Genomic DNA, 13960 nt, shown 5'->3' with positions numbered 1-13960 from the left:
CCCAGGCTGTAGACCCGGGGCTTCGTATTTAGAATAAATCTAATGCTAGATATAAATACTTCGACCCGGGCATGCGCCATAAGCTCCTCTCCCTGCAAAACATATGCTTTGCGAGCTGGTGTGGCGGTTATTCAGATGGATACTCGGTTTCATTTTCATTTTCTTAATGTGATGCAAAGATAGCAAGTTCTCTTTATGTTACCCCGCAGGTTACAAATATTTTTTTACTTTTGTCACCCCTAACGCAGAAAATACGTTTTGGGTTGTTGATGATCGTATCTATTCGTCATAGCGTTTTAAAAAGTCTCTTTGAGAAAGGAACGGCCCGCGGCTTGTCGCGCGAGCTGAAAGACTATTTATTGCTGTGGCTTTCCGTGATACATGCCGCCAAAGATCTGCGCGATCTTTCTATTGCACAGGTCAGTGTTCTGGAAGAAAGTAACGACAGTTGCCGTCTGACGGTCCATGGCATGGGAACATTTTCGTTCCGGTTTGTTAAAGGAGAGATACGGGAGCTTAATTATCGCCAGGACCAAAAGTAACCTCTATGCCACGCATGCACAGCCCCAGTCACCCCGGTCAGATCCTCGAAGAGCTTTACATCAAACCTCATCGACTCACAATCACCGAAGTGGCGGGCGCCCTGGGCATCGCACGAAAAAATTTATACGCCGTTATAAAAGGAGAGTATGCCGTTTCGGTTGAGATGGCCTTCAAACTCAGCAAATTGCTGGGCACCACTCCCGAGTTTTGGTTGCAGGCACAAATGAACTTTGATTTGGCCAAAGGCTATCAGAAGATGGAAGCCGTGGAAGGAGATTCGTTGACCGGCATTTTGATTTGTAAAGCGATCAAAAAGAAACTACAGATTCAATTTGAGTATAACGGCAAGTTGAGAACCGCCGAACCGCAATGCTATGGTGTGGGAACAAAAGGTACGGCGCTACTACGCGCCTACCAGGTGAACGATCCGCAAGAGGAGAAGCTATTTGACGTTGCCAAGATAAAAAACCTGGTTGTGCTCGACAGTCATTTCAAAGTTGCAGGTCCGAATTATAAAAAACGAGATTCGGCGATGAAGAAGATCTTTTGTGCGTTGGATTAATGTCCGTCTAACGGTCCAGTATTGCGGCAAGGATAGGCCTTGAACAATTACCACGGGACATGCAACACATCTGACGTTGGTTTTTTTGGTCTCAATATGATCCAGAGAAATACTCCAAGGGCAATGCATACCGCAGCACTTATGACATGAAAAGTTGTAAATGACGATGAAACGTTGTCATGACTGCGCTCGACACTGTGACTCCAGGTTATAAAGGCATCGGCTATCGGCATGAGACCGAACAGGTAGGATTTCCGGTCATCTCGTTCGTATGGAAAAGCCACGGCTTCGATGACATCTCGCATCTGAACACTGTTCTCGACGTCGCCATAGAGGCATAGCGTTTGCATGCCGACGAGCGTCGCCGCAGAACCGACCTGAAAGAGCATGGGCCCTGAGTCGACATCGCCGATTCCAAACTCGCCTTTTGGATATTCGCGAATGCCGGAAAGGCCCAGGGTACGATCGAGGAAGTTGGATCGAAAGATGGCGAACTGTTCAGAAGCAAAGGAGGCATCAATTTCCCGCAGAAAGATCAGCATCAACCCTTGCGATGAACCGCGGGCACTCTCAACGGGTTTTCCGTTTAATGGACTGACCGAATGGGGGATCAGTCCATGGACATCGAGATTGTTTTTTACTTTCTCCAACCACGCTTTGCGCACTTCGGCATATCGGGGCTCGAAAAGTTTATCATGCCACGACAAGGACGCTATACATAAAATGGCATCGGCGGGCCATGCGCCTCCGTAGTAGCTGACCGGATAAATCCTCTCCTTTACAACGGCTGCGATGCTGTCGCATTGTTGTTTAAAATAGGTAACCTCACTTTCCTTTCTTTTGGTGGGATGTTCAAGTGATAATTTCCGACCCAGGAAATAAGTGCTCCACCCGGTGTAGAAGGCGCCATAACGCAAGGGGAGCGACTCGTTAAAGGGAGAACGCCCCCGATCGGAATCAATTTTATCCCACGTTTTTTTAAGTTCGACCGTGCCTTCTTCGAAGTATTCGGATTCGTTGCTCAATCCTTCCATGAAATTGCACCACGCCAATCCATAGATGGCGTTCATGAAGAGATAACCTTCTGGGTACAGGCGCTGCATTTTTATATCGGCGTTGTCATGCAACGCGCTTTTCAGTCCACGGAGTTCTTTGAGCAGATCGGCACGGACACTATCGGGAGCAACAAACGTTATCTCCGGTGTGTAGTAGAGATTGATGTTTGAAAATAGGATGACGAGCAGAACAACAATAGCCGGCAAACAGAAGACAACTTTTAGAATCTTATTGATCACCTCATCAAAATAACGCGTCGGCTGCAGAAATCCTATTCTTTCAAGAACTGTGTTTGTACTTGCTGGGTGAAAAATTGAAAACGGCAGGCCCGGAAAAAGGCACCTGCCGTTGCAGTAAAAAACACGGGCTTTCTATTAATTAAAGTATGCCATGGCTTTGAGGTACTTCAATCATAAAGATCGTTCTCTCCAAGCTGAACGGTGAATGACGTAACCCGTCGTCAATTTTTAAACTTCAATTTTTTCAACGCATTCAACGCCGTGCGCTCCCCGATGGCCGATCCTTCGTTTATCGAAAAACTATAGTGAATACCTCCATACAACCTTGAGCGCCCCGCTTCTTTAGCGGCGTCTTTAATGGAGGGGAATTTTCTTGCCGGCATTCCCAGGTAGGCATACGTGTTGTCGGTTAACGCGACACCTTCACCGAGGGCGCTCGTCAATCCCGTGGCTGCGGCCGTAGAGAAGGTGGCGTGTGCGGCGGGAAATTCGGGATGGGGTGGCGTTTCAATGAGGGGCAACCAGCCGGCCTTCATCGTCTTTTGAATATTGCTTACCGGCCGCAACACGTTGTACAGATACTTTCCATGCCAAGCCACCATCGTTGCATCTTGCAGCGCGATATGCATCTTGACATAGGCTTCGGCACCCGACAGCAGCGATAATTTTTTAGCGTCGATGAGTTGGGCCACGATGGACGACCAATGACCGAATACCGTTAAATGCTCTCCCGGTGAATCATCCCAAAACAAAGCAATGTTCTTTTGCTCTTCCGAGAGATGAAGCGAGACGTCATATACTTCCTTTACCATTTTTTGATAATCGGAATTAGGATCGAGCGAGTATTGGGGCGGCATTTTCGCGAACACATTTGTGCCGCTTCCGCTCACCAGGCTCCGCATGTTTTCCCAGTAGGGCATGGCAGCCTTGCTAAAAGAAGGTGGCGTGAGCTGCCATTGCCCTTCGCCTGCAGGCGGCGAATAGGGCGCGTCGGCTTTTTCGGAACCGTCGGTCTCCGACCACTGAATGATGGCGAGCGCCACGCTTTTTCCAAATTCACTGGAAGCGGAAAGCGCATCTTTTGTCACGCCGCATTGTTGAAGCCATGCGATGTTGGCCGCTTCGGTGGAGTCGATCAGGTAGGCATTTGAATTTTTGCCATAGAAATGCCGAAGCATCGCCGCGTAGGCCGCGTTGACACTGGCTGCCGGTTCGCCTTGAGTCGGGGATGTAAACAAAGGCAAGCTGTTCAGACCTTGCAATTGGCCTGCCAGCGATCTGTATTTCTTATCGCCGATGATCTCCGATTCATAGCAAGCAATCGCGGTGTAGGAGAAGTGCCGGGAGTAAGCCACATGCGCGACGCCTTGCGTAGTGCGCACGAGCTTTAGATGAACACCGATCCAATCGGAAAGCAATTTTCCCGAAGACGTATCCTTTGCCGGAACGCCAATGGAAATGAGAAACAGCATGAGCAATGCCATGCTCTGGGGGATGAGCTTTTTCATATTCCTTTCTTTTTGATAGGATAAAGATAGTGCGAGGGACTTGGCGAGGTTTTGGCTAGCAGTCCAACTTTTATGCTGAGAAGTTCATGACACGGTGGCCTCCAGCGTTTTCCGGTATTGTAACGGCGACTGGCCGAACCGCGCTTTGAACGCACTGCTGAAGTGCGCCTGGTTTTCAAAACCACTTTCCAACAAAACATCGAACAGCGTCTTGTCCACGTCCGACAAAAGCCGGTGGGCATGTTCCAATCTTTTATTCAAGAGCCAACGTCCGGGCGAGGTCTTGTAGGTTGCCTCGAAATCGCGTTTGAAGGAAGACAGACTCCGGTTACACAGCGTGGCATATTCCGCCAGCGTGAGGTTGTAGGGATAGTTCGCCTCCATCACTTTCTCCAGTGTACCGGTTTTGTGGGAGGCGACCAAATGCATGTAGGATATCAGCTCGGCGTTGTCGGGATTGTTCACGATGTGCAACAACAGCTCGTTGAACTTGAGCTCGATCAACTTCTCTGAAGGCGGCGTTTTGGAGGTGAAGTAGGGCAGGACGGACTCATAGAATTTGTGGAGCACGTCGTCGGTTTCTACCGGAAGCACCAGGTCATCATCTTTTTGATGCTGTCGCGCGGGGGGTACCTGATCTTTGTTTTCGAGAATGAATCGTGAGATAAACGAATCCGGCATAATGAAAACAACGATGCAAAACGGTTCGCGAAAAAATTGCTCAACCAGGCAGGCGCCCCGTTTGATGAACGACAACGTTCCTTTTGTCAGCAGCCAGGAGCGATTGGGTGTGCACAATGCTTTCTGACCGGAGAGCACATAATAGAAATAATTGTGCTCTGACCATTTGGCTATTTTTTTCTCTTTTACCGGGCAGTCATAGTTCAGGAAAAGTAATTCTTTGCAGGAGAATTGCTTAAAATGGATGGGATCCGATTTAAGTATTTCTACATAATTGATCATGACGGAGAGGGATCACAAGAAAGTTAAGAATTTTTCTTCTTCTTTTCTGTTTTCTGGTCCGGTTCTGCCACCAGCTCCTTATAAATATCCTCGAACGTTTCCCCTTTGTGTTTCTGTATCAACCCTGCGAATTTGATCTCGACATGTTTCAAGAGCTGAATACACAACTGCTTATCATCTTCCGTCATTTCATACAACATCATCCGGGCAAGCTTCAACACGCGATGAATGCACGTCGACATGGTCTTCTCCCCGAGCGGGGTGAGCGACATGCGTTTGGAGCGTTTGTCGTCTTTGTCGTCAAATTCTTTTATGAGTCCCTTGTATTTCAAACGGTTCACCATGTCTGTTCCGCTCGAAAGTTCCAGGAGGTTGCTGTAGATCAGTTCCGATTTTTTTGGATTGCCGCGTTGCTGGATCGTCGCCAGGAGTCCGAACTCTTCCAATTGGCCCAGAGGTGTTCCGACGAATGCGGCCGAGGCATAGAAAACATGGAGCTTGTGGATGCGGCCGATCAGTTTCATGAGCAACCCATCGGTGTGCATGGGCACCACCCCGCCTAGTAACGGACCCTTATTTTCGTTTTCCCGTCTATGAATCAGCAGGTGCCGGCAAAAATCCTCGATGCTCGCATCCGGGTGTTGTGTGGCAAAGGCCCCCCAGAGGTTGACCAATTCAATCGTTTTTTCCATTAGGAAATTAATACGGTTTCGTAGCAAATGTAAAATATTTTATACGAATCTATTGTAAACATACGAAACCGTTGTACATTTAGGCGTTTTACAACGAAAACGGAATAAAAAACAGCCTTTATGGACAGCATTTTGATTTTCGGCGCCACAGGTGGTTCGGGCAGGGAAGCGGTGATCCAGGCGCTCGAAAAAGGATTTTCCGTCACGGCCGTGGTGCGCAACCCCGCGGCGTTCACCCTCCGGCACGATGCCTTGACCATTGTGAAAGGTGATGTGCTGCAGCTTTCCAGTTTCGAAAAAGAAATGGTGGGAAAAACAGCGGTCATTTCCTGTCTCGGGGTGGGCCGGGATGTCAAGCCGACAACGGTTTATTCGAAAGGGATGGAGAACATTCTGGCTGCCATGCACCAGGCAAACGTGACGCGCCTCATCTGTCTTTCGGCCGGCGCACTCTATACTTATAAGGAGATGGGATTTTTTATCCGGCTCCTCGCAACGCAGGTCTTGCAACGAATTTTAAAAAATCCGTATGCCGACTTGCGCATTATGGAGAAGACAGTGCAGGCCAGCGCGGCCGATTGGTCGATCATCCGGCCTCCCATGTTGAAAGACAAACCCCTCACCGCCCAGTATAGGGTGGCCGTTGGTACGCACCTCGCGCGACCCTTTAGCATTAACCGGGCAGACCTCGCGCATTACATGCTCGGCATTGTCAACGACGCGCGCACGTTTCGATCCATCATAGACATCGCATATTAATTTATACATCCATGACAACACAAACCCTTTATCATGCTTTCCTCCTGTTTCACATCACGGGGATCATTCTTTTTATCGGTACGACGGTAGTCGACTATTTATCGGTCAATCAATTTTGGCGACAATACGAACTGGATCCGCCTAAGGGCCAGGCGATTTGGCAGGCCATGTCCAAATTTCCCGTGCTGATGGGCGTGGGCATGTTGCTCATCATCATCACGGCGGTGGGGATGATGGCGTTTACACACGGTGTGTTCGGTGAGCAAGTGTGGCTGAGGGTAAAAGTCCCGATCGTGCTGCTCACCATCCTGAACGGTTTGTTAATACGCAGGGGGCAGGGATCGAAGCTATCGAAGATCCTGCAAGAGACCGGGGCCGGCATTTCGCAGCAGATCAAAAAGATAAAACGAAATCTATCGATCTTCCATGCGGTGCAGCTCGTCATGTTTTTTGCCATTCTGCTATTGAGTGTCTTTAAGTTCAACTAGAGAGCTACCGATGTCACGCATCATTAACGGAGTAGTCGTCGCGATTTCCCTGTGTCTCGCGTGGAGTTGTGCGAAGAAGGAAGCGGCAGAGGGACAGTCTTCCCCGGTCGCGTCAGATACCAGCGTCAGGCAGGGAGTGACGACCGAGGGCAGTCAAGCGCTTTACGAAAGCAAATGTTCCGTGTGTCACGGCAGCGATGGCACTGCCGGAATTGCCGGAGCAGCGAATCTGCAATTGACTTCGTTGGACACGGTCGCGCTTCGAACGATCATCGCCGACGGCAAGAACGCGATGCCGTCGTTTAAGACGAGTCTTTCCAAAACGGAAATACATGAACTGGTGGGCTATATAAAAACTTTGAAAAAATAAATAACGACCTATGAAGAAGGATAAGATCATCTATTGGATTTCCACGGGCATTATCGTGGCGATCATGTTGTGGAGCGCGGTCAACTTTGCATTCAATCCGGAAATGAAAGAAGCATTTGTCCATTTGGGATTGCCCAATTGGTTTAGGTTGGAGTTGACCACCGCGAAACTCCTGGGGGTGTTGGCCCTCGTTGTGCCGGGGACTCCCCACAAGATCCGGGAGTTTGCTTATTTCGGTTTTGGTATTGTTTTATTGTCCACACCGGTGGCGCACCTGTCCAGTGGCGATAGCGTGTTGCTGGAAGTATTTCACACGTTCTTCTTTATCACCCTGGTGGTTTCCTACCTCTATTATTACAAGGTGAGCCATCGCAAATTCAGTATCAACGTGTGACATGATGCATCCCGCTTTCTTTTATCATCTGTTCTTTAAGGTCACGCGGCCGGCGGTTCAAAAATTGATCGGCCGGATAGAGGATCAGGTAACTACCTGGCACGGCCTCGGTTCGTTTCCTCACCCGATGGGTGGAAAAGCGTTCTTCTTTCACGAAACCGAAATAGGACACGTTCACTGGAATGGAAATCTCGACATCGTGTTTGGCCGTCAACTCACCTCCGAGCTTTTGACGCTCGACCGGATACAACAGCACCGGTTTGTTCCCGACCGGGCCATCACCTTTCCGGTTCTTAAAGACGAAGATATTTTCTTGGCGATTTCCCTGCTGCGGTTTTCATATCTCCTCCGGTTGAGGAACACCTATGATGACGTCCTGATGATGGAAACCTATCTGGAGAAGGAGGTGGTGAAGCTTCCGGGTGATCTGAAAAAGATTTTAGCCTACCCATACATGGAATAGGTAGTTGGAATGTGCTGATGCAACGATGAGAAACGCTGTGCAGAAAGTAAAATGTATCGAATCCCTTTAATTGCCTACTACTACCTTTTTATGTTGATCCTTAGGATCCGATGCAGGCCCTGAAGGGATGCATGGTCTTAGAAAATAACCCGGAATAGAATGGCAACGCATCCTGTTCCGGGTTATCGATTTCAAAGTGGAATGTCTATTCGTAAGCCAACGCCTCGCGGGTGCTGATCCGGTTTGCTCTTCTTGCCGGCAACAACACGGCCACATAAGCGACAACAAAGATGGCAACGATCCAGGTGATCAACGCAAAGGCTGAGATGGTCAGAGACAAGGGCGTTCTGAACGCCATGTCACCGATCAGTCTTCCCATGTACGTTGACAACACCACCGATAGAACAAAGGCCACGAAAATACTGATCGTGCCGATCAACAGGCCTTCCCAGACGATCAGGTTTCTGATCTTTGCGGGTGTTGCACCAATGGCGCGCATCACGCCGATCTCGCGGGTTCGCTCCAGCACACTCATGCTCATGGTAGACACCAATCCGATAGTGCCGACGAGGGCCATGAGCAGCGCCATGGCCAACAGCGAATTGACGAGCACCTTCATGTGAGCGGCAATGGCATTGCGCAGCAACCACACCGGGATGGTGGAACTCACGGCCATGTTCTCCTTTTCGAGAAGCTTTTCTATTTCGAGGTTCTTGTGCATCGCATTTTCCTTTGAACGATCCAGGTAAGAAATCCGGAGCATCTCTGCCTGGCCCGCAGTGTTTGTTATCGTCGAAAAAGTTTGCAGCGACACATAAGCGGTGGAATGTGAGCCAACGTCTTCCACAAAACCGATCACCTTCCAGGTGGAAACCTTCTCTTCGATGGCCAGCGATACCTCGTCGCCGATCTTTAACAAACCTCTTGCCGACTGATTCAACACCACATCATGCGCTGTTGGATCGTGAAGCCACACGCCCTCGGTAATTGTGGGATTTAGGAGTTGTGTGGGCACGGGGAGTGCCAACATGCTAAAACTTGCGTGACCTTTGTCGGGGTACGTGCCCGTTATATTCAAAGCATTTTCTCTGCTGACGGATGTGGGCGAACTGCTCCAAGCTTCTGCCGTACGCACACCGGGAATGGCTTTAATTTTTTTGATGGTCGAATCAACCGGGGTAAAATTATTCAGGTGTACTTCCAGGTCATACAACCGTTGCGTGTATATTCTTTTCAGATTGGTTTCCCAGGCTTCCGACACATTGAGCGCCGTCATAAACATGGCACCGCCGGCGGCGAGCAATCCAAGGGTCATCACCAACCGCGAACGCTGCCGGAAAACATTTCGAATAGCAAGACGGAAGGTCTCGCTAAAAAAACTCAACTGTGAAAAACGCACGACCCACGACGTGCTTGCGCTGTATTTTTTTGCAACGCCGTAGTTATCCAATGCATTTTTGACGGTGATGCGACTGCCGCGAATAACCGGAAGAGCCGCCGCGATGAGGGGAATGACGAGGCCAGCGCCTACCTGAGTCATCGCGACCCAATAAGGAATGGAACTGTTATTGATCTCCAGGTTGAGAAGAACAGCCAGCTGGCGATAAAAACCAGCAGCAGCCAACTGGCTTAGCGGAATAGCAACGATCAGGGCCAGCACACAAAGCAAGACCATCATCAGCGCATATAAACTCATCACCTGAGCCGAGCTCGCTCCGATCGTTTTCATCACACCGATCTGGCGGACCTGCTTCACCATGAGCGTGGCCATGGACGTGGCCACCAATATGGATCCCAACACGAGGATCATAAAACTGAATACGATGAAAATCGACATGACGGCATTCATCTGGCTCTGGTGCGGATGTTTTCCAGGCGACGGCACCTGGATCTCGTGAACCGCATAGCCCGCGAGTGCCACCTGACGGGCCACCGATTGTGCCCGCTCCATGATGTGATCTCTTGAATAAGGATGCTCGCTGACCAGGATCCTGAGCTGATCAAAGCCCTGCATTTCTCCCAGGGCGTGGAGCGTTTCGAGCGAGATGTATCCGTAGCCGGCTTGCTCTTGCCACGCCGGTGCCAGGCCGGGGTCATGCACTGTTCCCGACAATTTTATTTTCATGGGTTTGCCATGGGGCGTTTTGATCAACAGGTCGTCACCTTCGCTGGCATTCATGACGATCAATGCGGTTCGCTCTACCAGCATTGACCCGGGTGAAGGGTCTGCTTCTCCACTGAGGTGATGCGGCTTGTTCGTTCGTTTGTCTTTGAAATCATCAACGACAAAGAGGAGTAGCGGAAACCATTTGTCACCAACCTTCATCCGTGCGGTGACGGTGGCGTGGCGTTCCGCCTCTTGTATGCCGGGAATTTTTCTGACACTGTCGATCAGACCTTTTGAAATTTCTTTTTCGAGTTCCAGGGTTGCCGACGCAGGCGTGGTGCTTAAATAATTGTCGGTCATCTCGCGTTTAATGACGCTGTAACCTCCCAGGATGGCGCCGATGCCAAAAACGCCGAGGGCGATGGCGACGATGAGCATGATGTTCTTTGAGTAGTCGGACGTCAGGTCGCGGATGACTTTGATGTATCGTGTTTTCATGGCGGGATTTTCAGGCGGGAATAAATTCGTTGACAATCGCACCGTCCGCAATCACGATGACATCTTTGAAGTAGTCGGCAAAATCCTTCTCGTGTGTGACCACGATGACCGTCTTCTCCGAACGGGCCAGGGCTGCAAACAATTCGAAGATGGCGGCCGACGTTTGTGAGTCCAGGTTGCCCGTGGGTTCGTCGGCAATGATGACCGGCGGATCATTGGCCAAGGCTCTCGCAATGGCCGCGCGCTGCTGTTGCCCGCCGGACAAAGCGGAGGGAAGTTTGTCGGCCTGCTCCTTGATGTTCACTTGCTCCAGCAAAGCCAGTGCACGCGCTCTTCTCTCGTTTTTGGGATACCGGTTGCAGAAATCCATCGGCAACATAATGTTCTCGATGACCGTGAGGGTGGGCAGCAGTTGAAAAAATTGAAAAACAACACCGATATTTTTCCCCCGCCACGTGGCGAGTTCGCTTTCCGAGAGTTTGTCCACCCGGATGCCATTGATCGCGACCTGGCCCTCCGTGGGCTTATCGATGCCGGCAATGATGTTGAGAAGCGTGGACTTCCCGCTCCCCGATTTTCCGGTGACGGCCACGAGCTGACCTTTGTCAATTTTCAGGCTCACATTTTTCAACGCCTGAAAATTTCCCGAGACCGAAGGAAATGATTTTGTGACATGACTCAATTCGATGAGCCGTTTGGACTGTTCCGTGTTCATATTGTTTTTTTGTACAACAATATGGCAACGCAGGATTACAAGCGTCTACAGACATCCCGGTGGACGTCTTAGTCCGAAAGATTTTTCCGGTATTCGGTTGGCGTCAAGCCTGTGAACCGTTTGAAGATGAGGTTGAAGGTCGATTTTGATTTGAATCCCGCTTCGAGGGCGATGCCGAGCATGTTGAAATTCTTCACGTGTGGGTCGGTCATCAATTTCTTTACCTGCTCCACTCTATATTTATTGACGAAATCATAAAAATTGTCGCCGATGCCGACATTGATCAATTGCGAGAGCTGGCTCCGGGTCATGTTCAGATCTTTTGCCAAACTTGTCAGCGTCAATTCCGGATCGAGATAAGGTTTTTGCTCTTCCATGTAAGTTGTCACCTGGTCGATGAGCGCCTGGTCGGGTTTCTCTTTCACGGGAGCAATCGGCGCGCGGCTTTTGTCATCGGTCCTTCCTTCGGGTTGAAAGATCTCTTTTTGCAGGATCCCCTTATACCCCAGCGCAAAAATGGAAAGTGAAAATGTCAAGGCCGTGGCCATAGGAAGCCATGCGCTGGGTTGGAAATGGATGGCGGCAAAGAGGCTGAAAAGAAAGAGCAGGTTTATCGCGAGGAACACGGCCATAAAGAATCGCACCCACGAAATGTTCACGTTCTCGGTATTGGAAACTTCCTGTTCCATGAAATTTTGATAGGCCAACAGTCGCTTCCTTACCAACGCCAGGTACCACGAAAATTGCGTCACCACCGAGATCCAGAAAAAGATCGTCACTAACCGGTGGCTCCCGGCCAGGACTTGGCTGATGTGGCCGTTCGGAAGCTCGTGTAGCGATAGCGATAGAAATATGATGATAAAAAACGGTGCAAAGTGAAACGGCAAGGTCCACGAAAACCGGATCCGCTGTCCGGTGAGCTCGCAGCTATAGAACCACAACAAGGGCGCGATCAGGTAGAAGGTGGGATCGCCAATCGAATAGACCCGTGCCGAAAGATGGTCGAGCACTACCCCGGCAAACAGGATGTGCGAAATGCTAAACGCCAGCGCCAGCAACAAAACCGACAGGAAGATATTCGCCCGTCCTTTCCGCACACCTTTATTATTGAGCAGCAACACAATGAACACACTCTGGATGATGCCCCCGTAGATGAGCACCTGGAAAAGAAGACTAAAAAATGTTTTCAAGCTGGCGGTTCCTCAATTGTTCCAAATCTAACGAAAAACAGGGTTTGACGATCCGAATGGACGTCCACAGGGATTTCGCTGGACGTGATCCCGGCTACTGGACCTTGGAAAGTGCCGGCGATCTTGGCCGTGTCAGAATTCCTGTGTAAAAAATGCTGAATTTATCCCGATCGGTCTTCATCTTTGTCCTGGATAAAATAGTATCCGAATCAACGGGCACATGGACTTAAAAAACAGGCAGCGCGCCTTTCTGAGCCTCTTTTTCTTTCTTTCAGGCTTTTGCTTCTCAACTTGGACTTCGCGCATCCCCACCATAAAGGAATTCTTTGGCTTTAACTACGCCGAACTGGGCACCATTCTTATTTTCATGCCCTTCAGTTCCCTCGTCGGTTTGCCCATTTCGGGCTGGCTGGTGTCGCACTACAATAGCCGGGTTCCGCTGGCGGCGGCGTTTTGCTCGTTGGCAGTTGCCCTTTCGTGCTTGGGTTTTTCTACTACCAAATTGGGGCTGATTGCCTCTTTATGTTTGTTAGCCTTCAGCACGCGCATCATCAACATCGCCGTGAATACGCAAGCCCTTCACCTTCAAAAACTCTTCAACCGGCACATCAACGGCTCTTTTCACGGTGTGTGGAGCACGGGGGGTATTGCCGGCGTGGGGTTCACTTCGCTGCTCCTCCTTTTTAATGTGTCCATCGCAACGCACCTCCTTATCGTGACCGGCATTATTCTGGTGGCTACGCTAACCTGCTACCGCTTTCTCCTGGACAACGACCGGGCTCCGGCCGGCAACAAGCTCATCCTAGCCAAGCCTGATCCGTATATGGTCTACCTGGGCATCCTGGTTTTCCTGGCATCGATCTGCGAAGGTGGCATGTTCGACTGGAGTGGAAATTTTTTTAGGGAAGTGGTCAAAGAAGAGATCTTCACCCTCGGGTATCTCAATTTCATGATCTTCATGTCGCTGTCGCGTTTTGCATCCGATCGTATTGTTACGCGCATCGGAATGGATCGCATGTTCATGGTTAGTGCTGCTTTTATTGTAGCCGGTATTGCGCTTGCGGTGGTGTTCCCCACGTTCTGGCCTTCGATGGCTGGTTTTTGTTTGGTGGGGTTTGGTACCGCTTCGGTCATTCCAGTAACCTATTCGTTGGCGGCGGGGTCGAGAAAGTATTCGCCCGGGATGGCTATTTCCATTCTTGCCACGTATGGCATTACGGGCGCATTTTTAGGTCCGCCACTTATTGGCTATTTGGCGCAAGCGTTTGGATTGAAGTACGCATTTGTCGCCTTTGGACTTGCCGGATTAATGTTCGTGCCGGTGTCGCAAGGATTTTTCAAGCATTCGCGGAGTTGAAAAAAATGAAGAGCGTTCAAGACTGAGATCAATAACAAAAAACTAACTATTATTCT

Annotated in this window: 15 protein-coding genes; 8 read left to right on the top strand and 7 right to left on the bottom strand. The window is 49.9% G+C overall.

All coding sequences use genetic code 11. From position 1 onward, the window contains the following. Positions 1-269: 269 nt before the first annotated feature. Both D4L85_RS07310 and D4L85_RS07305 read left to right on the top strand, forming a co-directional pair. The gene (locus D4L85_RS07310; RefSeq protein ID WP_119753714.1) at positions 270-542 is read left to right on the top strand and encodes a hypothetical protein; all 273 of its coding nucleotides are present in this window, start codon (positions 270-272) and stop codon (positions 540-542) included. Between the two features lie 5 nt (positions 543-547). Continuing rightward, positions 548-1105: a HigA family addiction module antitoxin gene (locus tag D4L85_RS07305; protein ID WP_119753713.1), complete on the top strand. Its 558-nt coding sequence runs from the start codon at positions 548-550 to the stop codon at positions 1103-1105. Between the two features lie 47 nt (positions 1106-1152). Here D4L85_RS07305 and D4L85_RS07300 read toward each other — a convergent pair whose 3' ends face one another. From D4L85_RS07300 to D4L85_RS07285, 4 genes are all read right to left on the bottom strand, one after another. Continuing rightward, positions 1153-2367 carry a hypothetical protein gene (locus D4L85_RS07300; RefSeq protein WP_160143587.1) on the bottom strand — a complete coding sequence of 405 codons (1215 nt, stop codon included), beginning with the start codon at positions 2365-2367 and terminating at the stop codon, positions 1153-1155. Positions 2368-2621: 254 nt separating this feature from the next. Then, positions 2622-3908 (bottom strand): vanadium-dependent haloperoxidase, encoded by a 1287-nt coding sequence (locus tag D4L85_RS07295; protein WP_119753711.1) that lies wholly within the window; start codon positions 3906-3908, stop codon positions 2622-2624. An 84-nt stretch (positions 3909-3992) separates the two neighbouring features. Next, complete coding sequence (locus tag D4L85_RS07290; RefSeq protein WP_119753710.1) at positions 3993-4871, bottom strand: helix-turn-helix domain-containing protein; 879 nt, start codon at positions 4869-4871, stop codon at positions 3993-3995. Positions 4872-4894: 23 nt separating this feature from the next. Next, positions 4895-5563, bottom strand: coding sequence for a MarR family winged helix-turn-helix transcriptional regulator (locus tag D4L85_RS07285; RefSeq protein ID WP_119753709.1), 669 nt, complete (start codon positions 5561-5563; stop codon positions 4895-4897). Positions 5564-5683: 120 nt separating this feature from the next. On the opposite strand from D4L85_RS07285, the gene D4L85_RS07280 reads away from it, so the two are divergent. From D4L85_RS07280 to D4L85_RS07260, 5 genes are read left to right on the top strand one after another with little or no spacing between them, the layout of a single operon-like run. Then, positions 5684-6322 (top strand): NAD(P)-dependent oxidoreductase, encoded by a 639-nt coding sequence (locus tag D4L85_RS07280; RefSeq protein WP_119753708.1) that lies wholly within the window; start codon positions 5684-5686, stop codon positions 6320-6322. Positions 6323-6333: 11 nt separating this feature from the next. Continuing rightward, positions 6334-6810, top strand: coding sequence for a hypothetical protein (locus D4L85_RS07275; RefSeq protein WP_119753707.1), 477 nt, complete (start codon positions 6334-6336; stop codon positions 6808-6810). Between the two features lie 10 nt (positions 6811-6820). After that, positions 6821-7180 (top strand): c-type cytochrome, encoded by a 360-nt coding sequence (locus D4L85_RS07270; protein WP_119753706.1) that lies wholly within the window; start codon positions 6821-6823, stop codon positions 7178-7180. A gap of 10 nt (positions 7181-7190) precedes the next feature. Then, the gene (locus tag D4L85_RS07265; RefSeq protein WP_119753705.1) at positions 7191-7574 is read left to right on the top strand and encodes a DoxX family protein; all 384 of its coding nucleotides are present in this window, start codon (positions 7191-7193) and stop codon (positions 7572-7574) included. A 1-nt stretch (position 7575) separates the two neighbouring features. After that, positions 7576-8037 (top strand): luciferase domain-containing protein, encoded by a 462-nt coding sequence (locus D4L85_RS07260; protein WP_119753704.1) that lies wholly within the window; start codon positions 7576-7578, stop codon positions 8035-8037. A gap of 205 nt (positions 8038-8242) precedes the next feature. On the opposite strand, the gene D4L85_RS07255 is transcribed toward D4L85_RS07260, so the two are convergent. The 3 genes from D4L85_RS07255 to D4L85_RS07245 form a co-directional block, all read right to left on the bottom strand. Next, complete coding sequence (locus tag D4L85_RS07255; protein ID WP_119753703.1) at positions 8243-10642, bottom strand: FtsX-like permease family protein; 2400 nt, start codon at positions 10640-10642, stop codon at positions 8243-8245. A gap of 10 nt (positions 10643-10652) precedes the next feature. Continuing rightward, positions 10653-11357, bottom strand: coding sequence for an ABC transporter ATP-binding protein (locus D4L85_RS07250; RefSeq protein WP_119753702.1), 705 nt, complete (start codon positions 11355-11357; stop codon positions 10653-10655). A 68-nt stretch (positions 11358-11425) separates the two neighbouring features. Next, positions 11426-12547, bottom strand: a complete 1122-nt coding sequence (locus D4L85_RS07245) for a helix-turn-helix domain-containing protein (RefSeq protein ID WP_119753701.1) — start codon at positions 12545-12547, stop codon at positions 11426-11428. Positions 12548-12767: 220 nt separating this feature from the next. Between D4L85_RS07245 and D4L85_RS07240 the strand changes: the two genes are divergently transcribed. Continuing rightward, positions 12768-13904 carry an MFS transporter gene (locus D4L85_RS07240; protein WP_119753700.1) on the top strand — a complete coding sequence of 379 codons (1137 nt, stop codon included), beginning with the start codon at positions 12768-12770 and terminating at the stop codon, positions 13902-13904. The last annotated feature ends 56 nt before the right edge of the window (positions 13905-13960 follow it).

This window comes from Chryseolinea soli, from assembly GCF_003589925.1.
GTDB classification, from domain to species: Bacteria; Bacteroidota; Bacteroidia; order Cytophagales; family Cyclobacteriaceae; genus Chryseolinea; species Chryseolinea soli.
The sequence above is the reverse complement of the archived record's forward strand: the minus strand, read 5'-3'. Positions and strand labels throughout refer to the sequence as shown.

What these genes read in the sequence shown, in the direction of transcription:
- D4L85_RS07310 (WP_119753714.1), top strand. Translation starts at nt 270, where the DNA reads ATGATCGTATCTATTCGTCATAGCGTTTTAAAAAGTCTCTTTGAGAAA.
- D4L85_RS07305 (WP_119753713.1), top strand. Translation starts at nt 548, where the DNA reads ATGCCACGCATGCACAGCCCCAGTCACCCCGGTCAGATCCTCGAAGAG.
- D4L85_RS07295 (WP_119753711.1), bottom strand. Translation starts at nt 3,908, where the DNA reads ATGAAAAAGCTCATCCCCCAGAGCATGGCATTGCTCATGCTGTTTCTC.
- D4L85_RS07290 (WP_119753710.1), bottom strand. Translation starts at nt 4,871, where the DNA reads ATGATCAATTATGTAGAAATACTTAAATCGGATCCCATCCATTTTAAG.
- D4L85_RS07285 (WP_119753709.1), bottom strand. Translation starts at nt 5,563, where the DNA reads ATGGAAAAAACGATTGAATTGGTCAACCTCTGGGGGGCCTTTGCCACA.
- D4L85_RS07280 (WP_119753708.1), top strand. Translation starts at nt 5,684, where the DNA reads ATGGACAGCATTTTGATTTTCGGCGCCACAGGTGGTTCGGGCAGGGAA.
- D4L85_RS07275 (WP_119753707.1), top strand. Translation starts at nt 6,334, where the DNA reads ATGACAACACAAACCCTTTATCATGCTTTCCTCCTGTTTCACATCACG.
- D4L85_RS07270 (WP_119753706.1), top strand. Translation starts at nt 6,821, where the DNA reads ATGTCACGCATCATTAACGGAGTAGTCGTCGCGATTTCCCTGTGTCTC.
- D4L85_RS07265 (WP_119753705.1), top strand. Translation starts at nt 7,191, where the DNA reads ATGAAGAAGGATAAGATCATCTATTGGATTTCCACGGGCATTATCGTG.
- D4L85_RS07260 (WP_119753704.1), top strand. Translation starts at nt 7,576, where the DNA reads ATGATGCATCCCGCTTTCTTTTATCATCTGTTCTTTAAGGTCACGCGG.
- D4L85_RS07255 (WP_119753703.1), bottom strand. Translation starts at nt 10,642, where the DNA reads ATGAAAACACGATACATCAAAGTCATCCGCGACCTGACGTCCGACTAC.
- D4L85_RS07250 (WP_119753702.1), bottom strand. Translation starts at nt 11,357, where the DNA reads ATGAACACGGAACAGTCCAAACGGCTCATCGAATTGAGTCATGTCACA.
- D4L85_RS07240 (WP_119753700.1), top strand. Translation starts at nt 12,768, where the DNA reads ATGGACTTAAAAAACAGGCAGCGCGCCTTTCTGAGCCTCTTTTTCTTT.